A 25669-nucleotide genomic window follows, 5' to 3' on the forward strand; every position below is an offset into this window, starting at 1 on the left:
TTTTACCACTCTTTTAGAGGTTGCGAATAACTCTGCTTTTTTATATTTTTGATTTTGGCTTAAAAATTATTATCTAATCTCTTTAACTACTTGATCTCTGCATTTGCAAATAAAAATTTCAATGCTTCTTCAACAATAAAAGACTTGTCCTGATCTGTCCTCTCTGCCACCTTATCTAGCTTCTCAATCATCATCTTCTTTAAGTAATAGGTCCTTCTTACCTTCTCCTTATCCTTCTGATTAGGGATAACCAGCTTAGTAGGATCAAACTTTATTGCAGAAGTCTCCTCCTTTACTAGTTTTGCTCCAATATCAGGTTGCTTTAAAAAATAAGTTAAAGCCAACTCCACTAGATAAGACTTATTATTGCCAGTCTTTTTAGCAAAGCTATCTATCTCATTGACGATACTTTTTCTTAAATAATAGGTCCTTCTAATCTCTTCATTATTGCTATTTTCTGTTAGTATACTGTTATTCTTTTCAATAGTATTTTCATCTTTATTGTAAACTGTATTATTATTAGTATTGTTAATATTATTTTTTTCTTTATTATCTTTATTATTTTTTAGAGTATTATTTAGTTTATTTTCATTCTTATTTCTAACTTTATTCTCTGCTTTAGTAATTGCCACTTCTTCAATCTCTTCTTTTTCTACTTCTTCTTTCTCTTTACTAATACTCTGTTCTTCCTTTAACTTATCGGCATTACTTTTCATCTTATTCTTTAAATTATTAAAGAAATCAGTCTCCTTAGTCAATTTCGACCACCCTCTCAATTATAGGATATAGCTGTTTTTGTGCTTCTTGGTCATATTCAAAGATCGTTTTACCCTGCTTAGTAGCCTCAGTAATCTTGATTCTTCGATAGACTGGACTGGTTACTATCTCTTGTCCTGCAAAACTCTCCTCTAACATCTTCAGATTCTCTTTACCTTCATTGGTTCTAGAATCATACATATTAGGGATGATCAATTTAATCTTAGCAAAATCCAATCTCAAATCTTCTAAATAGTCAAAGATAGTAGCTAGTCCATCGATAGCAGGTATCTCTAGCTGTACAGGGATGAAGATATAATCAATAAAGAACAAGATTGCACTATTGATAATACTCCTAGAAGGACTGCAATCAAAGATCACATAGTCATAACCCATCTCCTCTAAGCCTGCTAACTTCTCATCAAGTAAGGTAGTCAGAAACATCGCATTATTATTAAACTCCTTTTCGATAATCTCATACTTACTATTAGGTAGTAAATCCAAATTCTCTCGAGCCTCAATAATACACTCCTCTATCTTGGCTGTAGAATGGGGATTAATCAGATCATAAAAACTCTTTCGCTCTTGATTTCTATCAATCCCTAGCATTAAAGAACAGTCATTTTGTGAATCTAAATCAATCAACAAGACCTTATAATCAACCTTAGCTAAAGCATGGGCAATATTGACTGCCAAAGTTGACTTGCCAACTCCCCCCTTATTATTATATAAGGCTATCTTCTTCATCTAATCCCTCCTATGTATTGTTATTTCAGTATTTAAATAAATTTTACAATAAATAATAACATCAATATAAAATAAATTATACAATAAATTAAAACATAATATAATCAATAATTAACAACATAATAATAAAAATAAATATTATAATCAATTAAACACAAACTATAACATAAACTTTTAAATAAACATTAAAATAAATTTTAATGTTTATTTTATAATAATAATCACAATAAACAATAACATAAATTATATAATAACAAGTGTAATAAGATAAAAAATCAATTCTACAATTATAATTATAATATCAATCACAATAAATTTCAACATTTACTCATAATAAGATCTATAATAAAGATAACAATATCATCTTTAAAATAAAATTATATTTTTTAAGCTAGACGATTTAGATATAGTGAGCTTGATTAGACAAAAAGACTAAAAAAAGATATAATAAAAAACGCAAGATAATGATACTTATCATGCGTTTTTCTAAAAGCAATTTAAGGAGGAGCTAAAGATGAATTTCATCCAAAATATAGATAATATAAATAAAATTGATAACAATTATCACTTAAGAAATGAAGGTCGGACAGATGAGAAGATTATCCAGATGTGGCTACATGGAAAAAGTGTCCATACTCAACGGGGATATCGACGAGATGCCACTGAATTTTTGGAATACATTGAGGTAGAATCTTTAAAGGAAGCTCGATTAGAGGATATTCAAGTTTTTACTGATTATTTAGCAGAGAAAGAATTGGCTGCTTCCACAATATCCAGAAAATTATCAGCAATTAAGTCCTTATTCTCTTTTGCCAATAAAATAGGATATTTATTATATAATATAGGAGCCCCAATCCAAACACCTAAAGTCAAGAATAGATTAGGTGAGAAGATCTTAAGTGAGGAAGAAATCTTTAGAATGTTGGCTAATACTAACAAACAAAGAAATTATATTCTGATTCGTTTGATGTATGTCTCGGGAGCAAGGGTTAGTGAAATCTCTGCTCTAAAATGGAGAGATGCCCAAGCTCATAAGGATGCAGGAGTACTTAATATCTTCGGAAAGGGTGGCAAGACTCGGACAGTCTTTTTGAGTGCTAAAACTTGGGAGGAGCTAATTAAATTAAAGGATGATGCTAATCAAGAGGATCCCATCTTCCAAAGTCAAAAAGGCGGACATCTAGACCCCTCGGCAGTATATCGAGTTGTGAAAAAAGTGGCTAAGAAAGCTGGAATTGATAAAGAAATTAGTCCCCATTGGCTACGCCATGCCCATGCCTCCCATGCCTTGGACAAAGGGATAGCCCCTCATGTAGTCAGGGATACTCTCGGACATGCTTCAATTGCTACTACCAATCGTTATTCTCATGTTCGACCTGAGGATAGCTCAGCTAGGGGCTTATCACTATAACAATATTGAACTCTTCTATAAGTCAAAGTTATCTGTTAGATAGCTTGTCCTAACTTCTTTTAGATAATCTCCAAAAATTCATCCACTATTTGGGGAGCAAACTGCTTTCCTCTATTATCTTTAATCTCTTGGCGGGCTACTTCTCTAGGGAGCTTATCTCGATAAATCCGATCAGTAGTCATTGCATTCCAGGCGTCAGCAATACAGATAATCTGTGATACCAAAGGGATCTGCTCTCCTTTAATCCCCTCAGGGTAACCTTTTCCATCCCAGCGTTCATGATGATAAAGTACATACTTAGAAATCTCCTTTAATTTTTCTGATTTAGATAACATTATTGAACTAAAAGAAGGATGTAACTTAATCTGTTCATACTCTTCATCACTTAATCTTCCTGCCTTATTTAATACCTTTCTAGGAATACCTACTTTGCCAATATCATGGACCAACCCTGCCCAATAGGTCTGTTCGATAACCTCATCTGATAGCTTGAGTTTTTGGGCAAGCTTTTTTGATAATTCTGCTACCTCTAGAGAATGTCTTCCAGTATAGTTATCATAAAGCTCTAAGATCTTAATAAAAGAGAGGATAATCTCCTTCTCAAAATCTATTTCTAATTGAATATACTCTTTAACATTAAAAAAGGTCTTTGATAAGTTAATCAAGGAGATCAGTATCTGTTCATCTTGAAGGTTAAACTTCTTCTGATTGACAGTTAAAATAATCAAAGCAATAGTGTTATCTTTAAAAGATATATTTAGAATTAGTTGATCATTACTATCTAAAATTAAATCTCTAACTTCTGCTTGATTGATCTTTTCAGTTAATATTTTTTTAGTCTGCGTAGATTTAATTATCTTATTATTAAAGTTTAAGCCTTGCTGATCAATAGTAATCTCTTCTAGTTCTTCAAATTTAGTACCTAGCTTATCTACTAAGCAGAGTTGATTATCTTTACTCTCCAAAAGTAAAGCTGAATCAATTTCTGGAATCAATTCACTAATAGTCTTAAATAAATATGATAAAAAATCATCCTTAGTTTCAATTTTTTGTTCAGTGATATTTGAAACCAAATCTATTATTCTTTCTAATCTATTATTTAATCTATGCTCATTGCCATAAACAGACTCTAGCTCTTCATTTAAAGCCATTAATTCTTCATTATAGGCTTCAACCTCTTCATATTTCTCTTTAATTATCTCCTTAGCCTCTCGTAGTTTATCCATCTCTTCAATAATTATCTTATAAAAAATTAAGGCTGAAATTATTATAAATAAAGAGCCTTTAATATGTTGAATATAATTAATTAACTCAGCATCAGAGAATAGCCAATTGACTAATTTGTCTGATAATAATATCCACAAAAAACTCATAATAACATATAGACTAATAATTCTTTTCTCTGCTTTGATTCTACTCATCTCCTCTCTTGATGTAATAAACAAATTCTATAATTCTACAAAAAAACCTTTTATTTTTTAATAATAGCAACTATTACTAATTATACCTAGGAAGATAGCACTTTCAGCAGGTAATAATGATTGCTACGAGTGCTTATTACTATAACTAAGTAATTTTAACAATACTACTAGCTTAAACCTTAAACTCTTCAATGATCCTCTGTAATTTCTGTGCCATTGTTGCCAACTCTAAAGAAGAATTAGTCACCTCATCAGACATATTCCCCATATCATTAGCAGCTTCCATTATCTCAGAACTATTATGAGCTAAATTTTGAGTAGAAGTAGCTGTTTGCTGAATGTATGCTGAGGTCTGTTCACTAGATTCTTCTATCTCCTTAAAGACTGCATCGGTCTCTTTTACTATCTGTTTTCCCTCTTTTGCTTTAATTTCTACTTCTTTAATTGACTTAATACCATCCTTGCTCTGTTTTTGAGTCTCTTTAACTAAATTACTGATATTATCAGTTGCTTGAGAGGTTTCTTCAGCAAGGCTTCTAATCTCCTCTGCTACTACTGCAAATCCTCGACCATGTTCACCAGCCCTAGCAGCCTCTATGGCTGCATTTAAAGCCAATAGATTAGTCTGTTCTGCTATATTAGTAATTAATCCTATAATCTTTCCTATCTCTTCTGAATTACTATCTAACTTATTCATTACATTTACGGTCTTTTTTACTACACTATTAATTTCATTGATGCTATTAACTGTACTTTTAATCTTATCTCTACCTATATTGGTTTGAGCATGGGACTCTTCTGCAAAGCTAGTTACTTCTTCAGTACTAACTGAAATCTGTTCAATACTAGCAGACATCTGTTCAATTAATTGTGTAGTAATATCTACAGTAGCATTCCCTTCTTGGGCACTAGCAGATAATTCTTCACTATAAGCCGATAAATTCTCAATTGAATCAATTAAATCAACTATCAGTTTCTTTAAGTTGTCCTTCATATAATTAAAATTTTTCTCTAGTAGACCAATCTCATCTTTTCTATGGATCACAATCTTTTCAGTTAAATTACCACTAGCCACTCTTTTGATCTTTTCAATTAACTCTTTAATAGGTCTTAGCAGTAGTTTATGGATGATGAAATAAATTATAATACCTAAGGTAATTACTACACCAATACTAAATATAGTGATTTTATGTTTTACATCCTTTCTAGCAGCGTAAACTTCAGCAAAGGGCTGTTGAGCAAAGATAAGTGAGTCTATCTTATCTAACTTAACATATGAGGCTAATTTCTCTTCTTTAGTATCTACATCTTTATACTCTATAGACCCTATTTCTTGCTCCCATAGAGGTTTAACTTTAAAATATCTATTTAAGTCATAACCTTTTTCAACCAATTCATATTTAGGATGAGCTAACATTATTCCATCTTGATTTATCATATAAGCATAGCCGCTGTCACCTATTTTCTCTTTAGCTATTCTAGCACTTAATTTTTCTAAGCTTAAGTCAATTGCTAAAACTCCTATAAATTCACCTGCTTGATTATAATGGGGAATTGCTACAGTAATTAAGGGCTTCTTAGTATTGATATCTAAGTAAATATCAGTCCAGATTAAACCTTTTTCAGCCTTAACTCTTTGATACCAAGGTCTTGTCCTAGGATCAAAGTTGGTGAAATCAACCTCAGGATAAGAGGTAGTCTCTCCATCTTCAGTACCTAAATAAACAAGCAGAAAATCAGGATGACTCTTTTTTATCTCTTCAAACCTCTTTTTCATTATATTTTTATTATTACTATTAAGTAGGGGATCATTATTGGTTAAGCGGATTATATTCTCTATTCCTATTAGATACTCATTAAATCCACTGTGTAATTTTTTAGCCACTTCTAAATTTCTTGTTTTTGCTAAATGAGTTATCTCTTGTGAGACTGATCTATTAATTATCATTCCTAAAATAGACATAGCAAAAATCAAAAACACAATAATAATACCATTGACTCTAGTAGTTAAACTGTTTTTAAATAGAACCTCTTTTCTCTCATCATTTTTACTAAACAACATGATAAAATTCTCCTTTATTATTTTTTGTGATATATAATCACTGCAAATATATAAATACAAACATAAGTACCTAACTACCTAATAAGATAATCTTCTTATTTTAATAAGATTGATAGCATAAATCCACCTTTTCTCTGTTGTTTTTTTCTATTAATATCTTTTTTGATTAAACTATAATAAAAAATAGCCTAGCCTATCAAGACCAAGCTGCTTAAATAAATTAATCATCTAAGCTTAAAAATCTCCAATTATACTCTCTTATTATTACTAATTAATTAGAAGAATTATTAGCTACAAAATATCATTAAAAAAGTATCGACTACCTTAGGTGCAAATTGACTTCCCCGATTATCTTTAATCTCTTTAAGAGCTAGCTCTTTAGATAAAGGATTATGGTAAGGTCGTTTAGAGGTCATTGCATCCCAAGCATCTGCTACAGCCAATACCTGAGAAATTAAAGGGATTTCATCACCTACTAAACCTTGTGGGTATCCTTTTCCATTCCATCTTTCATGATGATAAAGTATAAGTCTTGCAATCTCTTTTAATTCTGGATACTTATTTGAAATTCTATAACCTAATACAGGATGTTTTTTAATAATCTGATACTCTCTATCTGTCAATCTATCAGGTTTATTTAATATCTCATTTGGTATCAATATCTTTCCAATATCATGGAGCAGACCTGCATAATAAGTTTTAGCTAAATCCTGTTGGGATAAACCTAGTTCTATAGCAATTTTTTTAGCTAGTTTTGCAACATTTTCTGAATGACTTCTGGTATAATCATCATACAGCTCTAAACCTATGCTAGTAATCAAGACTATCCTGTCTTTAAACTTAATCTCTAACTCATTATGGTTACCAAAATCATCTATCAAATTTTCAACCTGTTGACTAATTTTATTATAATTATGTATCCTTTTTTCTAAGGTAGTTCCCCTCAACTCTTTCTTATCAATTCCCAATTGAAAGATTTGACTCTTATTATATTCCTGATTAGTACCTTTTAAAGCCTGTTTTAAATTATCTAAATGTAGTCTGAGCTTATCTTTTAAATCATCTTTGTATTTTACTGACATTGCCCTCACCTACCTTATCATCTTAATTATAGCTTTTAAAGCAGATTAGTCTGTCTAAAGACAACTAACTTTTCCTATTTTTAGACATCTCTTTAATGATTAACTTATCTAATTTTCTACTAATCTCTTGAATAGCATTATCTAAAAAATTATAATCTTCTTTTTTCAATATTTGAATCATTCTACTTCTTAATTCTTCTATGTCGTTAAGCTTATTTATAAAGATCACTCCTTTACTGATCAATAAAATTAAAAAATGAAAAATAATATCCTCTTCTAAATAGAAGTAAGGAATTATTGCAAGCAAAAGAGGGGATCAAAAGAGGAATAACTTAAGAAGAATAAAAAATGGGAGGACTTAAAGGTAAAGGGGAGCTGTTTAAATTTGTTTGGTAGTAAGAAATTTCAATTTTATTGATTGTCATTTTCAATTGAATTGGTATTTATTATTAAACTCACCTTAAATTTTTATATTTATTCCAATTTGCATAATTTAATGCTAGTTTTTTTAACATAAGATAAGTTTTGTTAAAGTTAATTTTAACCAAAAAAATACTTAATTTTCTACAAAAATACATTTATTTCTTTTAATTAGACTAAAGATAATGATATTATAAAATAATATTAGATAATTATAGCTCGTTTAACCATAATATAGAATAGTTGAAAAAATAGTGATATTATGTTATCATATATTAATAAGATAATATAACATAAATAACAAAAAATAAGCTTTTATACAAATAAATAAAAAAGACTTAACAAAACTTATCTTTTGTTAAGTAAAATCATTTGAATTATTATATTTTACTATAAATTAACTTGATCATAGGCTTGATCAACATCTTTTTGCTCTATCCCTAAATAATGTCTAGTAGTAGCTGTAGAAGCATGCTTATATTTAAGTTGAATTACTTCAATACTAATCCCTGCTTGATGTGCATGATAGCCCCAGGTCTTTCTTAAAGTATGGGTTCCGATTGCTAGATCAACAATTCCCACTCGTCTACACCAATTTTGTACTAAATTATAAGCCTGTACTCGACTAATTGATCTTTTATAATCTCTAAGATTATAAATCAGATAATTCTCTTTATTATTACCTATTATAGTCTTATCTAACAGTAGTTCAATAGCCTTTCTTGCTTCTTGATTGATCTTTATTATATTTCTCTTCTCAGTCTTCTCTTCAATAATCTCAAAATTAGTTCTAATACTATCATCAAAATCTATTATGTCCTTTATCTTAATTCTTAATAAATCACCTATTCTCAACCCAAAATTAATTCCACAGACAAATAAAACATAATCACGCCATCTATTCTCACTTTTTAACAACTGTTTAATCTCTCTAATCTTCTCCTTACTTCTAATTGGTTCCACTCTATTTCCCATTAAAATCTCCCTCTCTTAAAATTAATGTAACTATAATTATCTTTATATATGTTAACTTAATTAATAAAAATTTAATTAAATCTCATTATAACAAATTAATTCTTTGAATCTATTTTAGTTTATCATAGAAAAATGTCAATTATAATCTTAATTATAAAGCAAAGGGGAGTTGTGAAGACAGTAGAGTTATATGCCATCACAATCCCCATATCAAGCTAATCTTGAATTACTCATACTATATACGGTCTTTTTTCCTAGTTAAGTTCATCTACTCTTTTAATAATACGGTAGATTTATTATATCATATTAAAAACAATAATCATAACTCCATCAATATCAAAAAATATAGCAGTATCCCCTCTAAAACCTCTCGGATATTATGCTAGTAAAGGTGGTAAGGGGGATAGTTCTGTATTATATCTAGATTCTATTCCTACTCTTAATCTTAAGTTCTTTAATTCTCCTTTTTCCATTCTCAATCCTCAATTAGTAATAATAACTCCCTTAACTCCTGCTTAACCTCCTCCTCAACTGCTCCCAGTACAAACTCCTTCTTAGAAACCTTCTCCTTTAACATCTTCGGTAGACTTTCATAACCCTTTGCATAACTTGCTATCTCCTTTTCAGATAGTTTCTCGTACTTCTCCTTAGCCTTCTGATGAGCCTTCTGTTTGATTTTTTTCTCTAACTCTTGCTTTTTCTGCTTTTCTTCCTCCCCTTGTCTTGCCAACTCTTCTTTACGCTCTTGTTTTTCCAGCTTAGCACTAGAGTAATGTCCACTTTCACAGGAAGCCTTTAAAAAGCCCATAAAATTATCAGGCTGAGCCTGTTTAGCATAGTCAATATCAGCCTTCAAATATCTCAAGCTATGCCCTTTTAAGAGCTGAGCCAACTCTCTTTTATTAGTTTCTATCTGTTCTAAGCTAGGCAGTAACTGAAATAGCTCTAAGACTTGTGGTGAATATTCTTCAACATTTTTAATTACTTTAGTTTCTATTGTTTTCTTTGAAAGTTCTTTTCTCTCTGTTTTAAAATTAATATAAGCTATTCTCCTACCTACCTTTTCTGTGCTATAGTTTAATTTTATATCTGTCTTTTTACTTATTTCTTCACAAGCCTTATCCAAAACATATTTTCTTAAATCTTTTATAGCAGAATATTTATCTTCAGTATTAGTTTTTCTTCTAAATTCCTCAATACTCATCTTTGGTATCTTTATTTCAGGTCTTCTTTTATTGCAATATCTAATAGCAAGTTCATATAATATTACTGAATACTTACTATCTAGCTTTGCAATCTCCAATAAATCTAATTTAGTAAAATAAGTCTGTTCTTTTAGTGCTTGAACAATTAAAGGGTTTAAGACATATCTAAACATATTATTTTCTCTATCAACCTCATCTATCAAATGGAACAACTTCCAGTTATCTTTATTCTCCTTATCTACTACCTTAATTACTATTGACATTAACTTCTCTAGTTCCACTTCTATATAATCATAATTCTTCTTATTTAGACCAGCTTTTTTCTCTAATTCTTTACAAGAAATTTCAAAGATATACCTCTTATCTTCTTTAATCTCTTCTTCTGTATATTTAACCTTATTTTGAGCATTTCTTAGAAAAACATTATAAGATTTTTGTTGGATTAAACTAATACTTTCTTTAGGTAAAATACTTATTAGTTGATTTGGTTTTCTCACAATTACTTCTTTTTTCAAGCTAATCATCCTTTCGTGGAGTGCTCCTTTTATTATAGCCTAATTAAAGGAGTTAATCCAGATACATCTCCTTTTATTTCCGCAAAAACTCCTTTTATCGACGCAATATCTCCCCTTACCAACGCAATTACTCCCTTTAATATCGCAAAATCTCCCTTTATTTCTCTATAAACCCTTGCTACAATAGGGTTTGTCCAATCCTAAAGATTTATAAGATATTAAAGATATACAACAATAGCTTCCTCCAGCTAATCTTGAACATTAATTATTATATTTGCAATTAAAATTATTAGTCAGCTTTTTTACTCCTATTCTTTACTTTCATAAACCACTATCTATCCCAATTTTATCTGTAAACCCTTGTAAAATGGTTACTGTGAAAATTCACACTTTTTGTGAAAATGTACAATAGCAGTGATTAGGAACTAAGTAAGCTAGAGCTATTGTAAATAATAATTTGATTTGCTAATATAAGACTAACGAAAGTACTTTCGTAAAACTTTGAAAATTAAATAAGGAGCGATGATATATATGAAGGAAAAAATCCAACGCTTTGGAGCTGCCATGTTTGTACCAGTCTTGTTATTTGCTTTTGCAGGAATCACAGTTGGGCTAAGTATTCTCTTTATGAATCAAGATATCATAGGTTCTATCGCCAATCCAAATGGAATCTGGTATAAGTTCTGGTTTATCGTTCAAGAAGGAGCTTGGACGGTATTTCGCCAGCTACCTCTCTTGTTTGTAGTAGGATTACCGATTGCATTATCTAAGAAAGCATCAGCTCGTGCCTGTTTGGAGGCTTTAGTAACCTATCTAACCTTCAATTACTTTGTCAGTGCAATGCTAACACTTTGGGGACCAAGCTTTGGCGTAGACTTTAGTGCCAATGTTGGTGGAACAAGTGGTTTAACGATGATTGCAGGGATAAAAACCCTTGATACTGGAATGATTGGAGCCATCTTAATAGCAGGTATTGTCGTTTATCTCCATAATCAGTTCTTTGAAAAGCGGTTACCTGATTATTTGGGAATCTTTCAAGGCTCTTCCTTTGTTGTAATGATTGGATTTTTCGTGATGCTTCCTGTAGCCTTAGCAACCTGTTTTATTTGGCCAAAAGTCCAAGGGGCAATAGCATCTTTGCAAGTACTTTTAACTAGTTCAGGTGTTATTGGAGTCTGGTTATATACCTTTTTAGAGCGGATTTTGATTCCAACAGGCTTACATCACTTTGTCTATGGACCCTTTATTTTTGGACCAGCAGTAGTAGAAAATGGAATTGCTGCTTATTGGCCACAACATTTATCTGAGTTTGCCACTACTGCTCACTCCTTAAAAGAGATGTTCCCTGCTGGTGGATTTGCACTACATGGACACAGCAAAATTTTTGGTTGTTTAGGTATTGCTTTAGCTATGTATGTTACTGCCAGACCTGACAAGAAGAAGATTACTGCTGGGTTACTGATTCCAGCTACTTTAACAGCTATGGTAGCAGGAATTACAGAACCCCTTGAATTTACCTTTTTATTTATCGCACCAGCATTATTTGCTCTCCATGCAGTGTTAGCAGCAACCTTAGCAGCTACAGAATTTGCTTTTGGAGTAGTAGGAAATTTTGGTGGTGGATTAATTGAATGGGCAGCCCAAAACTGGCTTCCATTATTTAAATACCATGCAGGTACTTATATAGCCCAAATTATCATCGGTTTTTCTTTTACAGCAATCTATTTCTTCGTCTTTCGTTATGCGATTTTGAAGTTTAACTTTGCCACCCCTGGTCGTGAAGTAGAAGGTGAAGAGACCAAGCTCTATACCAAAGCAGATTATAAGAATAAAAAGGGAGCAATAGTTCAAAGTAATAGCTCCTCACAAAATAATCAAGCAATGGCCTTTTTAGAAGCCTTAGGTGGAAGTGAGAATATAGTAGATGTAACCAACTGTGCAACTCGCCTTCGTGTCTCTGTCAAAGATGGTGATAAATTATTAGCTGATAGTGTCTTTAAAGCAGCAGGGGCTCATGGAGTAGTTCGAAATGGGACGGCAATTCAAGTAATCGTTGGATTATCTGTCCCACAGGTAAGAGATGATTTAGAAAATTTACTTAATGACCCAACTATAAGTGCTTAAATTAGGTTAAGTCAATGAAATTATAAGTTTATAAGATTATAAGTTTATAAGTTAAGTAAGACCATAAGATTATAAGTTTATAAGTTTATAAAATTATAAGTTAATAACAAAATAAGACTTTTTACTTAAGATATAATCTTTAAATAAAGCAACTTCCTTTTTATTGGTACCAATAAAAAGGAAGTTGTAAATAAGCAATATAAGTCAAGGGGGAGATAATTATGAAGAAATTTTCTGTAGTGATTGCTGGTGGAGGAAGTACCTTTACTCCAGGGATTGTATTGATGTTACTAGATAATTTAGATAGATTTCCAATTCGCTCTATTAAATTTTATGATAATGATGCTAAAAGACAGAAGATAGTAGCAAAAGCCTGTGAAATTTATTTAAAAGAGCATGCACCTGAAATTGAATTTACTTATACCACTGATCCTCAAAGAGCCTTTAGTGATGTTGATTTTGTATTGGCTCATATTCGTGTAGGAAAATATGCAATGCGTGAACTAGATGAAAAGATCCCTTTAAAATATGGAGTAGTAGGACAGGAAACCTGTGGGCCTGGAGGATTAGCTTATGGGATGCGGTCAATTGGAGGAGTAATTGAGATACTTAACTATATGGAAGAATATTCACCAAATGCATGGATGCTCAATTATTCTAATCCTGCAGCAATAGTAGCAGAAGCTACTAGAAGACTAAGACCAGACTCTAAGATTTTAAATATTTGTGATATGCCAATCGATTTAGAAGAGAAGATGGCAGATATGTGTGGATTAAAGTCTAGAAAAGAGATGCAGGTATCTTACTATGGATTAAATCACTTCGGCTGGTGGTCAGAGATTTATGATAAAGACGGAAAAGACTTGATGCCAGAGATTAAAGAACATGTAGCAGCCAATGGATTTGCAGATGCTATCGCTAAAACAGATCAGCATGTAGACCAAAGCTGGTTGGAAACCTTCCAAAAGGTAAGAGATGTTTATGCAGTCGATCCAACTACAATTCCAAACACCTATTTAAAATATTATTTATTCCCAGATTACGTGGTGGAGCATTCTAACCCAGAATATACCCGTGCTAATGAAGTGATGGATGGAAGAGAAAAACAAGTATTTGGAGCTTGTAAAGAGATTATTGAGAAAGGTACCAGTAAAGAATGTGGCTTTGAACCTGATGTACATGCCAGCTATATTGTAGATCTAGCTTGTGCTATTGCTAAAAATACTCAAGAACGCTTCCTGTTGATTGTGCCAAATGAAGGAGCAATAGAGAACTTTGACCCTTCTGCTATGGTAGAGATCCCTTGTGTTGTTGGCAGTAATGGTTATGAAAAAATTGTGCAAGGAGCAATTCCCCGCTTCCAAAAAGGATTGATGGAACAGCAGGTAGCTGTAGAAAAACTTACAGTAGAAGCCTGGATTGAAGGAAGCTATCAAAAAATGTGGCAGGCAATTACTTTATCTAAAACAGTGTCAAGTGCCAAGGTTGCTAAAGACATCTTAGATGATTTAATTGAGGCAAATAAAGACTATTGGCCAAAATTGAGTTAAAGAACTATTAAGTTTGAGGCTAAGACTAAGTCACCTAAAATCAATTACTCCTAATGTCTAACTTAAACTTAGTCTCAAACTCAAGCTAAATATAAGGAGGTAAGAAAGATGTTTAAGAAGTTATTCAAATCTCAACCAAAGATTGTAGAGATATTCTCACCTTTAAATGGAGATCTAATAGATCTGTCCGAGGTGCCTGACCCAGTATTTTCTCAAAAGATGGTAGGGGATGGATTTGCCGTAATACCTAATGATGGTAAATTAATCTCTCCAGTCAAAGGTAAAATCAAACAGGTGCTTCCTACTAAACATGCTATTGGCATTGAAACTGTGGATGGGCTAGAACTACTAATTCATGTCGGTCTAGAGACCGTTGAGCTAGAGGGAGAGGGCTTTGAGGTTTTAGTCAAAGTTGGTGACTCAGTGGAGGTAGGAGATCAGCTACTTAACTTTGATATCGACTTTATAGAAGATAATAATAAAGAGATTATTACCCCTATAGTAGTGACCAATTATCAAGAGAAGATTAAGAAATTTTGCAAAGTTGCTAACTCAGAGATTAATTGTAAAGAGTTAGTGTTAAAGTGTGAATTAGTATAGCTATATAGTCTAAGATTAAATTTAAGCTTCAGTAAAAAAATTAGTTTAATATTCTACTTATACTTAGTCTCAATTTTATACTCAAACTTAAGGAATCAAGGAGGAGATAATTATGAAGAAATTTTCTGTAGTGATTGCAGGTGGAGGAAGTACCTTTACTCCAGGGATTGTATTGATGTTATTAGATAATTTAGATAAATTTCCAATCCGTCAGATTAAATTCTATGATAATGATAAAAAGCGTCAAGAGATTATTGCTAAAGCTTGTGAAATTATTTTAAAAGAGCAGGCACCAGAAATAGAGTTTTTAGCTACTGTAGATCCTAAAGAAGCTTTCACAGATGTAGATTTTGTGATGGCTCATATTAGAGTTGGTAAATATGCAATGCGTGAGTTAGATGAAAAGATACCATTAAGATATAATGTACTAGGTCAAGAGACCTGTGGACCAGGTGGCATTGCCTATGGAATGCGGTCAATTGGAGGCATTTTAGAAATTATCGATTATATGGAAAAATATTCACCAGATGCTTGGATGTTAAATTACTCTAACCCAGCAGCTATTGTAGCAGAAGCCACTCGGAAATTACGTCCAGATTCCAAGATATTAAATATCTGTGATATGCCAGTAGGAATTGAAGAGAGAATGGCTCAAATTGTAGGCTTAGAGTCACGTAAAGAGATGAATGTTACTTACTATGGACTAAATCACTTTGGTTGGTGGTCAAGTATTACCGATAAAGCAGGTAATGATTTAATGCCTCAGATTAAAGAGCATGTGGCCAAATATGGTTATGTTGCCGCTACAGATGAGGGCCAGCATGTAGATCAAAGCTGGAATGATACCTTCCATAAAGCTAAAGATGTCTATGCAGTAGATCCTACCACTTTACCAAATACCTATTTAAAATATTATCTCTTCCCAGATTATGTGGTAGAACATTCTAATAAAGAGTATACCCGTGCCAATGAGGTCATGGATGGACGAGAGAAGTTTGTCTTTGGTGAAGCTGAAAAGATAATTAAGCAGCAATCTACTAAAGGTTCTAAACTGCATATTGATGAACATGCCTCTTACATCGTCGATTTGGCTAGAGCAATTGCTTATAATACCCATGAGAGAATGTTATTGATAGTAGAAAATAAGGGAGCAATTGAGAACTTTGAGCCAACAGCAATGGTAGAGATTCCTTGTATTGTCGGTAGTAATGGACCAGAACCATTATCAATAGGAAAAATTCCTCGCTTCCAAAAAGGATTGATGGAACAGCAGGTAGCTGTAGAGAAGTTAGTAGTAGAAGCATGGGCAGAAGGGTCTTATCAGAAGTTATGGCAAGCAATCACCCTATCTAAAACAGTACCAAGTGCCAAGGTTGCTAAAGACATCTTAGATGACTTAATTGAAGCAAACAAAGACTATTGGCCAGAACTAAACTAAGTAATTCCTTAAACTATCAACAGCAGAGAAGCTTCTCTGCTGTTGATAGTTTATAAATTCCCTTTATTTTACTATAAACATTGAGATAATAGTATTTTTAAGTCTACAGCCTATATGCTTATACTTAAACTTTAGATCCTTGCTCTTCTTGATACTTAATATAATATCTAAATAAGGTCTCAATTAGGATAAAGAACATTGAAAAGGAGTAGTTCTCGCCATTTTTATAGTTCATTGGTGTGGTTGTTACATATAGGTTATGGGATACCATTCTAGATAGTTGATTATTACTGAGGTTTGTAATGGAAATAGAATTAATCCCTTTCATTGAAACTTCATTGATACAGCTTTGAAAAGAGGTCGTATTCCCAGATAAGGAGATAAAGATCACAACATCATCTTTAGTGATACTTGGGGTAATTACTTCAAACTCAGTATACCCTTCAATCACATGAAAATACTTATGTGCTACTAAGAAGGTTCGTTTTAGCTCTCCAGCAACGGTTAGCTGGGCTGTCCCTGTTCCATAGACAAAAACCCGCTCAGCATTATAAATTAATCTGCAAATATCTTCAAAATCCTTCTCTTTAGTCAATTTAATAGTTTCATTGATATCTTTATAAAGACTTTCAATATAATCTTTTTCTTCTTGATTAACCTGATCCTCTTCCCATTTTAGATGAAATTTAAACTCACTATAGCCCTTAAATCCTAACTTTTTTGCTAAGCGAAAGATAGTTGTTCTAGAGATATTACATTTTTTAGCAAGTTCATTGATTCCTAGATTACAACACTCCTTTTTATGATTTAAGATATATTTTAGAATGTATAGATCATTCTCACTTAACCTATTATAATTATCATTAATAATTTCCTGTAATCTCATAATTGCTTCCTCCCTTGTTATTACTTAATCTAAATTAACTGAACCTTTGCAGATCGATTATTTACATGATCAATTCAGACAATTCCTTTAAATCTTTTTCTATCTCCTCCTCAATCGCTCTTAACACAAACTCCTCTTTCGATACCTTCTCCTTAAGCATCTTCGGCAAGCTCTCATAGTCTTTGGCATAACTTGCTATCTCTTTTTCAGATAACTGCTCATACTTCTCCTTAGCCTTTTGATGAGCTTTTTGTTTGATCTTTTTCTCTAACTCTTTCTTTTTCTGCTCTTTTTGCTCCTGTTGTCTTGCCAACTCTTCTTTACGTTCCTGCTTTTCTAGCTTAACACTAGAGTAATGTCCACCTGCACAGGACTCCTTTAAAAAGCCCATAAAATTATCTGCTTGAGTCTTTTTAGCATACTCGATATCAGCTTTCAAATATTTCAAGCTATGCTCTTTTAAGAGCTGAGCTAACTCTCTTTTATTAGCTTCTATTTGTTCTAAGCTAGGCAGTAGCTGGAATAGTTCTAAAACTTGTGGGGAATATGACTGCTCTTTAACTTTAATTTCAATACCTATCTCTTCTTGCTTCTTCTCAATTTTAAAGTCAATAAAAGCAATTCTTCGCCCTCTCTTCTCAGTAGAGTAGGATAATTTGATATCAGTCTTTTCACTTATCTCTTCACAAGCCATATCTAAAACTCTCTTTCTAAAATTATAGAATCGCTTATATTCACTTTCAGTATTAGTTAACTTCCTAACCTCTTCAATACTCATCTTTGGTATCTTATATTTTTGATATCTAATAGCTAATTCATAGAAAATTATTGAATATTGGCTATCCAAAGATTTTATCATCATCAAATTCAAAGGGGTAAAGAACTGTTGCTCCTTTAATGCATTAATAATAAAATGGTTCAATTCATAATAGTAAAAATCATCCTTTCTCTCAATATAACTTAATAAGGTAAATGCTTTCCAGTTATCCGGATTTTCCTTATCAACTATCTTAACAGTAGTCTTCATTAACCCTTCTAACTCTTGATATATATACTCAGTATTCTTATTTTTGAGGTTAGCTCTTTTATGTAATTCATTATAAGGAATCTTGAATATGTTTTCTTTATAATCTTCAAACTTTAATTTCCTTTGTGCATACTTTAAAAAACTATTATATGCTTTTCTTTGAGTGGTAGTGACCTTCTGTTCAGGAATAATACTTATTAATTGATTGGGCTTATTCAACATCTCCTTCTTCATCTATACTCCTCCTATTCTTTACCTCTTCTAAATCATATCACAATACAACTACACACACAACAATACTAAGTAGTCATATCTCCTTAATTTGTAGTTATATCCCCTTAATCTGTAGTCATAATTCCTTAATATGTAGCTATATCTCCTTAATTTGTAGTCATATTTTCCTGCAAATCTTTGCTACAATAGGGCTTGTCCAACCCTAAAGATTTATAAGATTTAAAAGATATACAACAACTATAGACTCTATCAGAAAGGAAGGATATTTATCTGTTATCCTTATTTAATTGACCTTTAAATTATTATTGAATAATATGTAATACAAATGTTATAATATTAGTGAGGTGATAACTATGCAAACTATAAAAATTCGTAAAGTTGGAAACAGTTATGGCTTTACTATTCCTAAAGAACTCATGGAAAAATATCATTTAAAAGAAGGAGAAGAACTTCATCTTATTGAAGAAAATGATGGTTTTACCTTAACTCCTTATGACCCTGAATTTGAAGAATGGACTAAATCTTTTGAAAAAACCAATCAAAAATTTAAAAATACTTTGAAAGAATTATCTAAATGAAAGATATAAATTTTATTCCTAAAAAAGCTATACTCTATTTCCATGAGCAACTTATCCAAATCTATGGTGGTAGCACAGGTATAAGGGATGAAAAACTTTTAGATTCTGCTATAGAGCAACCTAAGAGCACTTTTGAAGGGAACTATCTGCATGATAATATATTCAAAATGGCATCAGCCTATGGATTTCACTTATGCAAAAATCATCCATTTTTAGATGGTAATAAACGAATTGCTCTTGTTGCTATGGATACCTTCCTTCAAAATAATGGCTATGAAATAACTGCATCTGAGAAAGAAACTTATAAAATAATGATAAAATTATCCTCTGAAGGTCTTTCAAAAGATGAATTAACAAATTGGTTAAAACAAAATACTACTTCTATCTAGACCTCTTGGTAAAAAATTAAATTACCAAGAGGTTTCTCTTTTGGAACAAAACTATAAAACCTTCCGGTAACAAAATGTCTTATAATGTTCCTGGGGTTCATAACATTCACGCTACCCCTCTCAATCTACATTCCAACCGCTGAATTTCATAAGTTACTCATCAGTTCACTTGTATCCAACAAGCTGAATGTCGCTAACTCCATGTTCGTATAATAGGGTACATAATCAGTTCAATCTGGTATGTACCCTTATTTATTATTATAATAAGAGTCAAATTAAAGCCAGGATGAAGAACGTACCTCATGTTGGGACTTTGATCCCGTCGCATAAACTGTTCAATTACTAGTCAACACGTATACCCCAATTGAGCTGGTTGATTCTTTGAACTCATATCACAACTAAAAAAGCTCAGCCCCAACCTAAAACTAAGTCGGAACTGAGTTTTCCTATCACTTATTTGCCTCCCCTTATCATTAGCCGATAAAATATAATTGAGAATGTAGGATGGAGAACTGATAATTTAAAAACTTTAATAGCTTTTTACCTTAATTCTCAATTTTCAACTCTCAATTATCAATTCCCTTAACTCTTCCTTAAACTTATCTTCTAAAGCCCCAATTATAAAATCTTTCTTATTAGGTCTGAACTTCTCTGGCACCACTTCAGTCATCTTTTCATATTCCTGATTATACTTCTTTAGCTCTTTCTCTGCTAACAGTACATACCTCTCTACAGCCATCTCTCTAGCCTTCTTCTCTATTCTTTCCTCCAGCTCTCTTCTCTTTCTCTCAGCCTCTTCCCTCTTCCTAGCCAACTCTTCTTCCTTGGCTTTCTTCTCCATCTCAGCAGTAGAGTAATGTCCCCCTTGACAGGAAGCCTTTAAAAAACCCATAAAATTATCAGGCTGAGCCTTTTTAGCATAGTCAATATCAGCCTTTAAATATCTAAAACTATGTTCAGTTAATAAACCTTCTAGCTCCTTTTTATGAGCCTCTAGCTGTTCCTGCTGGGGCAAGAGCCTAAATAATTCTATAACTTCTGGAGAGTATTCTTGTTTTTCAATATTCTCTTTAAATCTTAATTCTTTCGGTAGATTTTTCTTCTTCTTAATAATAAACTTAATTGCAGTTACCTTTCTACCTGTCTTCATCTCTTCAAAATCAATCTCTAAATCACTCTTTTCATTGATTTCCTCTTGAGCTTGAAATAGTATTCTTTTTTTAAAATCATAGTATCTACTGTATTTATCCTCTATCCCTAAAATCTCTTTTAACTTCTTAATTTCAAACCTTCTACTTTTAATTCTCTCATACTGTTTTAATAGCTCATAAATTCTTATAGAATAAATGCTTTCAAATTTTATAACATTCTTGAGATAATATTTAGTAAAGTTATTTTTTAATTGTAGGAAATAAGACTTCAACTTACTTGAGAACTGTAACTCAACAGTACCTTCATCTTCTAGATACTCTGCATACTCTAAAAAAGCTACCTGTAGAAATTTATTTCCTTTTCTTATTTCAATAACTCTATTGATTAATTTTTTTGTTACCTCTTTTATCTCTGAATAATACCACTCTTTATTAATACCTAAAATTTCTGCTAACTCTATTACAGAGAAAACCTGCTTATTAAAATTTTCATCATCTTTATTGATTCTACTTGCAAGTATCAAAATCAACTTCTGTTCCTGCAATGATAACTTATATTTCGCTTCTATAAGCTTATTATGTTTTACAATCAGATTATTTTGTTTATTTTTCATAGCTCACACCCTATTTTATAATATATATCTATATTATACACAAACAAAAACGACAAGTAAAGAAAGTGTCGTTTTTAACAAGGTAAACGTCGCTTTAAACAAGATATCTGTCGTTTTAGACAAGGGAAAAGTCATTTTTAACAAGACATTTGTCGCATTAAACAAGGTAAACGTCGTTTTTAAATTTAAAAAATCCCATAACCACAAGGGTTTGTCCATAGCGGAAAACTCTTTAAAACTTATTAAAACTATTAAAACAACTACAAAAGTATTTTTCTAGTTAAACAACTATTTTCAGAGTATCCTTCTCAAATATTTTACTTAACTAAATTTATTATGTTATTGTTAATAATCTCAAAAAAATTCTAGCTCTACCATTTCTTATTCTACTTCGCACCCACCCTAGATATTCTCTGCCTTCTGAGTAAGATTAGTGTCCCATAAAGTTAAATTAGGAAGTGCTTAGTCTAAGCGAGTTATAATAGTTTTTCTAACAGATAATTATTATCCATATATATGATAATATGTTAAAATAAAATTAATGAAGAAGGGGAGGATTTTTATGAATCAATCATTTGGGGAGCTATTTATCTCTTATTTTATTTCTTATTCTTTTATAATCTGTTTATTTCTAATGTTTTTCTATACTTTCAAGAACCCTGTTAAATCTTTCTGGTTTGGAAGAAGATGGATGTTCGATGAGCAAAATGAGCCTAGCAAAGCCATTATTAAACAATATAAGATAGTCTCTGTTATAGGTATGGTAATAACAGCGATAATTTTCATAATTATTACTGTGAAATTGTTTTCTAAAGTAACCCCTTTAGTAACTTTAGCTTGAGCATAAATCTGAGTAGTAGCCACCGAGCTATGCCCTAACAGCTGCTGGATTTCCCTTAAAGGAATCCCACTCTTTAATAACATGGTCGCAAAAGTATGACGTAGGTTATGGAACTTTTCATAACCAAGCTGTCTTAAATAATAATCCACAGTCTGTTGCTGCTGTTTATAGCCACCTCTTCCTTCAGCTTGAAACTCTTTTAAAGCCTCTAGTAACCATTTGGGAGCAGGAATCTTTCTCTCTTTACCTCCTTTTTCTACTACACTTACACAATCATCATCAGCCAACATCACAGTCTTAATCTCACCAATCCTCAATCCACACATTAGCATTAGACCTAACCAGATACCTTCACGTTGTCCTTTGTTGATTAACTCTTTAGCATGTTCCCCGATTTCAATAAATTTATCCTCACTTTTAGCTTTGGGGATTCTCTGCTTACCTTGACCTAAAACTACCTTATCTAGCTCAATATGTAGCTTAGAATACCCATCCCTTAAATACCATTTAGCTAATTGCTTTAAAGAACTGATCCTACGCTTAACAGTATTAATATCCTTATCTGCGATAGCTCTCTTGATATCCTCCAAACTTAGGTTATAGATTGTCTTATTTTTGCCATTAGCAATTTCTTTCCAGAACCTCATATCAGATTTATAAGATTGGATCGTGTTTTTACTTCGCCCTGCTGACTGTAAGAATAAGAAGAAATTTTTAAGCTGCTTAGGTCTACCCCTTTTACCTGGTGTTTTTGTAATAACTTTTTGATGATTATTTTCAGTTTTGACCTGTTCATTTATGACTAATTCATCTTTCTGTTCTTCCACATTCTTAACTTTTAATTATCACTTTTGAACTTGTTTCAATACACATTGTAACAAGTTCAAAAACAAAGCCTATAACCACCCTATTTCCGCTATTATATATAGAGTAAATAAATATAATAAAGAAGCACAGCAATAACTTGTCTAAAAGCCGAACAATAATAAAAAAGATTCAATAAAAACACAGAGATAATTAGCTTTTTTAAATTTGATCTAAATCTATGATATAATTAGGATAATACTTAATATGCTATACTATAGATAAAGAGGTGATTAAGGTGTTAAATCAAAGCGACTTAAAAGAATTATCTAACAAGATAGCTCAACTAATAGATACTAAAAAGATAATTTTATTTGGTTCTTATGCTACTGGAAATCAAGATGAAGAGAGCGATATAGATTTATGTATTATAACTTCTGAGAAGAAAAGAAAATTAGATATTATGAGGGAAATAAGAAAGAATCTCTCAACAAGTATAGATTATCCTCTTGATTTATTAGTCTATAATGAAGATGAATTTTATCAAAAAGCCAGTTTGGATAGTAGCTTTGAGCACCTTATTATGGAAGAAGGTGCTAGTTTGTAAGGATAGGATCTTATGGGTACAGGAAGAAACTTTAGAAGAGTTAATGCAGTGGAAACAAAGACAAGTTGATGAACTAGTTAAGAGGGTAGCAGTAAATGAAGATAACTTAGTATTTACAACCTTAACAGGAAACAAACTCAATTCTAATAACTTTTACAAAGTAGTAAGTAACTATAGTCAGAAAGCAGGAATAGCTAAAGATGTAAGTCCTCATACTTTACGCCATACCTTTGCTACTGATTTATATCGAGAGATTAAAAATATTCGATTGGTCCAGAAAGCTTTAGGACATGAGGATTTATCTACTACCATGATCTATATTCATATAGTAGATGATGAGCTAGAAGAAGCAATGAAGGTATCTAGAAGAAGTTCAAATTAGAAGATAAATTTTATGAAAATATTAATGAAAAATTAGGAGGCAATGATAAATTGGGTATTAGTGAAGATATGACCAATCTTTATCAAATATCCAAAAATAAGGGAAAGTTAGAGGGTAAATCAGAAATGGTTAAGAACTTATTGGACTTGCAAGTAGAATTAGATAAAATAGTTGCTGCCAGTGGTTTATCCAAAGAGGAGATAGAAGAGATAAAGAAGAAAGCTAGACACTAGAAAAATAATAGATTTAAGCTAAAGAGGATAGACTGTTAACAGTCTATCCTCTAAAACTTTTCAACTAATTTCCCAGCTTTTTATCAACACAATAATTATAAGTCATTGTTCTAGTCAATCTGCATTCCCTAAACCCTTCTGTATTTCTTTCTTTTAATAAATCACTAGCAGAGATATGTCTAAAAAATAGTTATAAATTAACTAAATTTCCTTCATTAAACTTAAGCTTCTTTCCATTGACTATAAAAATATCATTAACATTAAGTCCGATACGAGAAATTTCTTTTTTGACACCTATATCATTATATTCTGTAGAAGAAAACTTTTCATTAAAGAAGTTAACTGATTCCTTTCCATCAGCCACTAATAATAATGACGATAATACTGCTGTTGTTCTTCCAGCTGCTTGGTGTTGTTCTTTAGTAAAAGAGCCTACAATATTAGCTATTCTTTCTTGCCTTGCTATTACTTTGCTTCCTGTATATTTAATTGCTCCTCCGCCATTACTAGAAAATAAATATCCATTATCTTTTCTTTTAGCAATGATTTTTCTACCTTGATACTCACCTAAGCTAAATACATCTCCTTTTCTAATTTCAACACTATTATTGATAATATTTGGTTTTTGAACTTGATCTTTGATATCATCAAGAATTCCATTATAGTGATTAAATTGCTGATTAGGATTAGCTATTCGATTATCAATATCTTCAATTGCTTGTAGATGGCTTTTAAAATTATTTTGGATATAATCACTAGTTTGGATTGGTTTAATATTGCTTTTAAGACTATCATGATTATATCTCATTAAGTTTTGATTAGAGATTCTCATTTTTACCCCCTGGTTAATAATGTTATTATGTTTATGATTTTACCATATTAAAATTATTAGTTCAAATTTGGATTATAAAGTAAACTAATTTATATCTATATGATTAAAATTATTTAATACAAGGCTGTATCATAAAGGATGGATAGAGAGATTAATTATGACTCTAATTTAGAAAGAAAGTTTTTTTTAATGTTAGAATCTAATTCACAGGTAAAGTATTATTTTCCTCAGCCATTTCAGATAGATTATGATGTTAAATTCAACTACAATGGATTAAGCCATAATAATAGATGGAATTATTATCCTGATATATTAGTTGTATTACAGGATAATAGTCAAATTTTAATAGAAATCAAGAACTACTTTGATCTAACAAGCTTAAGAAGTAGAATTAAATTAGAACTATTAAAGACAATCTCTAAGAATAATGGCTATGGTTATCTAATTTCAACCAATGGAAAGTACTCTCTAGATGAGGCTATTAGTTATCCTATTGATCAACACTTTGAAAAAGAAATTATCAAAATTATAACTAAAAGAGGTAATTTACCTTATGAAGACTACCTCAAAATAAAAAATAGATATATCTTAGAAAATTACTGGATTCTACCTCTAGCCTATAGAAATAATATCTATATGGAAGATAAAGAACTTGCCATATTAGATACTGATAGTATAAAAATAAATAAACTTAAATTGCAATATTAAATTGAACTAATTTCAAACTGTAATAATTTGTGTATTTAGTTATATAAAATTTCTCTTACTTGGTCTTCAAATGCTTC

The 25669-nt window shown here is 31.4% G+C and carries 24 protein-coding genes; 11 read left to right on the forward strand and 13 right to left on the reverse strand.

Annotation, left to right across the window (positions count from 1 at the left end; all coding sequences use genetic code 11):
* Positions 1 to 86 precede the first annotated feature (86 nt).
* A complete protein-coding gene (locus BX659_RS15190; protein WP_097019126.1) occupies positions 87 to 758 on the reverse strand; it encodes a hypothetical protein in 672 nt (223 codons plus the stop codon).
* Positions 751 to 1503, reverse strand: a complete 753-nt coding sequence (locus tag BX659_RS15195) for a ParA family protein (protein ID WP_097019127.1) — start codon at positions 1501 to 1503, stop codon at positions 751 to 753. The genes BX659_RS15190 and BX659_RS15195 overlap by 8 nt, the downstream gene beginning before the upstream one ends.
* Before the next feature lie 514 nt (positions 1504 to 2017).
* Here BX659_RS15195 and BX659_RS15200 point away from each other — a divergent pair.
* A complete protein-coding gene (locus BX659_RS15200) occupies positions 2018 to 2914 on the forward strand; it encodes a tyrosine-type recombinase/integrase (protein ID WP_097019128.1) in 897 nt (298 codons plus the stop codon).
* A 59-nt stretch (positions 2915 to 2973) separates the two neighbouring features.
* On the opposite strand, the gene BX659_RS19320 is transcribed toward BX659_RS15200, so the two are convergent.
* The 6 genes from BX659_RS19320 to BX659_RS15230 form a co-directional block, all read right to left on the reverse strand.
* Positions 2974 to 4335, reverse strand: a complete 1362-nt coding sequence (locus BX659_RS19320; RefSeq protein ID WP_216358841.1) for an HD-GYP domain-containing protein — start codon at positions 4333 to 4335, stop codon at positions 2974 to 2976.
* A 172-nt stretch (positions 4336 to 4507) separates the two neighbouring features.
* Positions 4508 to 6397 carry a methyl-accepting chemotaxis protein gene (locus BX659_RS15210; RefSeq protein WP_097019129.1) on the reverse strand — a complete coding sequence of 630 codons (1890 nt, stop codon included), beginning with the start codon at positions 6395 to 6397 and terminating at the stop codon, positions 4508 to 4510.
* Positions 6398 to 6684: 287 nt separating this feature from the next.
* The gene (locus BX659_RS15215) at positions 6685 to 7479 is read right to left on the reverse strand and encodes an HD-GYP domain-containing protein (protein ID WP_097019130.1); all 795 of its coding nucleotides are present in this window, start codon (positions 7477 to 7479) and stop codon (positions 6685 to 6687) included.
* A gap of 64 nt (positions 7480 to 7543) precedes the next feature.
* Complete coding sequence (locus BX659_RS15220) at positions 7544 to 7723, reverse strand: aspartyl-phosphate phosphatase Spo0E family protein (protein WP_097019131.1); 180 nt, start codon at positions 7721 to 7723, stop codon at positions 7544 to 7546.
* A 566-nt stretch (positions 7724 to 8289) separates the two neighbouring features.
* A complete protein-coding gene (locus BX659_RS15225) occupies positions 8290 to 8874 on the reverse strand; it encodes a tyrosine-type recombinase/integrase (RefSeq protein ID WP_097019132.1) in 585 nt (194 codons plus the stop codon).
* A 475-nt stretch (positions 8875 to 9349) separates the two neighbouring features.
* Positions 9350 to 10594 carry a replication initiation protein gene (locus BX659_RS15230; protein ID WP_172431981.1) on the reverse strand — a complete coding sequence of 415 codons (1245 nt, stop codon included), beginning with the start codon at positions 10592 to 10594 and terminating at the stop codon, positions 9350 to 9352.
* 531 nt (positions 10595 to 11125) lie between these two features.
* Here BX659_RS15230 and BX659_RS15235 point away from each other — a divergent pair.
* The 4 genes from BX659_RS15235 (at position 11126) to BX659_RS15250 (ending at position 16306) form a co-directional block, all read left to right on the forward strand.
* The gene (locus BX659_RS15235; RefSeq protein WP_097019134.1) at positions 11126 to 12718 is read left to right on the forward strand and encodes an alpha-glucoside-specific PTS transporter subunit IIBC; all 1593 of its coding nucleotides are present in this window, start codon (positions 11126 to 11128) and stop codon (positions 12716 to 12718) included.
* 215 nt (positions 12719 to 12933) lie between these two features.
* Positions 12934 to 14268 carry a 6-phospho-alpha-glucosidase gene (locus BX659_RS15240; RefSeq protein WP_097019135.1) on the forward strand — a complete coding sequence of 445 codons (1335 nt, stop codon included), beginning with the start codon at positions 12934 to 12936 and terminating at the stop codon, positions 14266 to 14268.
* 108 nt (positions 14269 to 14376) lie between these two features.
* Positions 14377 to 14868 (forward strand): PTS sugar transporter subunit IIA, encoded by a 492-nt coding sequence (locus BX659_RS15245; RefSeq protein WP_097019136.1) that lies wholly within the window; start codon positions 14377 to 14379, stop codon positions 14866 to 14868.
* 112 nt (positions 14869 to 14980) lie between these two features.
* The gene (locus tag BX659_RS15250) at positions 14981 to 16306 is read left to right on the forward strand and encodes a 6-phospho-alpha-glucosidase (RefSeq protein ID WP_097019137.1); all 1326 of its coding nucleotides are present in this window, start codon (positions 14981 to 14983) and stop codon (positions 16304 to 16306) included.
* A gap of 124 nt (positions 16307 to 16430) precedes the next feature.
* Here the strand turns inward: BX659_RS15250 and BX659_RS15255 are convergent, their stop codons facing one another.
* Both BX659_RS15255 and BX659_RS15260 read right to left on the reverse strand, forming a co-directional pair.
* Entirely contained in the window at positions 16431 to 17192 is a 762-nt protein-coding gene (locus BX659_RS15255) for a MurR/RpiR family transcriptional regulator (protein WP_097019138.1), read from the reverse strand.
* Between the two features lie 61 nt (positions 17193 to 17253).
* Positions 17254 to 18453: a replication initiation protein gene (locus BX659_RS15260; RefSeq protein WP_097019139.1), complete on the reverse strand. Its 1200-nt coding sequence runs from the start codon at positions 18451 to 18453 to the stop codon at positions 17254 to 17256.
* 353 nt (positions 18454 to 18806) lie between these two features.
* Here BX659_RS15260 and BX659_RS15265 point away from each other — a divergent pair, with 353 nt between their 5' ends.
* The gene (locus BX659_RS15265) at positions 18807 to 19031 is read left to right on the forward strand and encodes an AbrB/MazE/SpoVT family DNA-binding domain-containing protein (RefSeq protein WP_097019140.1); all 225 of its coding nucleotides are present in this window, start codon (positions 18807 to 18809) and stop codon (positions 19029 to 19031) included.
* A complete protein-coding gene (locus tag BX659_RS15270) occupies positions 19028 to 19420 on the forward strand; it encodes a type II toxin-antitoxin system death-on-curing family toxin (RefSeq protein WP_097019141.1) in 393 nt (130 codons plus the stop codon). Before BX659_RS15265 ends, BX659_RS15270 begins: the two co-directional genes overlap by 4 nt.
* 559 nt (positions 19421 to 19979) lie before the next feature.
* Here BX659_RS15270 and BX659_RS15275 read toward each other — a convergent pair.
* Complete coding sequence (locus tag BX659_RS15275) at positions 19980 to 21185, reverse strand: replication initiation protein (RefSeq protein WP_097019142.1); 1206 nt, start codon at positions 21183 to 21185, stop codon at positions 19980 to 19982.
* A gap of 642 nt (positions 21186 to 21827) precedes the next feature.
* Positions 21828 to 22853, reverse strand: coding sequence for a tyrosine-type recombinase/integrase (locus BX659_RS15280; RefSeq protein ID WP_097019143.1), 1026 nt, complete (start codon positions 22851 to 22853; stop codon positions 21828 to 21830).
* A gap of 275 nt (positions 22854 to 23128) precedes the next feature.
* Here BX659_RS15280 and BX659_RS15285 point away from each other — a divergent pair, with 275 nt between their 5' ends.
* The 3 genes from BX659_RS15285 to BX659_RS15295 are packed head-to-tail and all read left to right on the forward strand — an operon-like array spanning position 23129 to position 24052.
* On the forward strand, positions 23129 to 23437 hold the full coding sequence (locus BX659_RS15285; RefSeq protein WP_172431982.1) for a nucleotidyltransferase domain-containing protein: 309 nt from the start codon (positions 23129 to 23131) through the stop codon (positions 23435 to 23437).
* Positions 23364 to 23819, forward strand: a complete 456-nt coding sequence (locus BX659_RS15290; RefSeq protein WP_216358843.1) for a tyrosine-type recombinase/integrase — start codon at positions 23364 to 23366, stop codon at positions 23817 to 23819. Before BX659_RS15285 ends, BX659_RS15290 begins: the two co-directional genes overlap by 74 nt.
* A gap of 50 nt (positions 23820 to 23869) precedes the next feature.
* A complete protein-coding gene (locus BX659_RS15295; RefSeq protein ID WP_097019146.1) occupies positions 23870 to 24052 on the forward strand; it encodes a hypothetical protein in 183 nt (60 codons plus the stop codon).
* A 190-nt stretch (positions 24053 to 24242) separates the two neighbouring features.
* On the opposite strand, the gene BX659_RS15300 is transcribed toward BX659_RS15295, so the two are convergent.
* Complete coding sequence (locus BX659_RS15300) at positions 24243 to 24884, reverse strand: hypothetical protein (protein ID WP_097019147.1); 642 nt, start codon at positions 24882 to 24884, stop codon at positions 24243 to 24245.
* 138 nt (positions 24885 to 25022) lie between these two features.
* Here BX659_RS15300 and BX659_RS15305 point away from each other — a divergent pair, with 138 nt between their 5' ends.
* Positions 25023 to 25592, forward strand: a complete 570-nt coding sequence (locus BX659_RS15305; RefSeq protein ID WP_097019148.1) for a TnsA endonuclease N-terminal domain-containing protein — start codon at positions 25023 to 25025, stop codon at positions 25590 to 25592.
* The last annotated feature ends 77 nt before the right edge of the window (positions 25593 to 25669 follow it).

Source organism: Orenia metallireducens, assembly GCF_003001995.1.
Lineage (GTDB): Bacteria > Bacillota > Halanaerobiia > Halobacteroidales > Halobacteroidaceae > Orenia > Orenia metallireducens_B.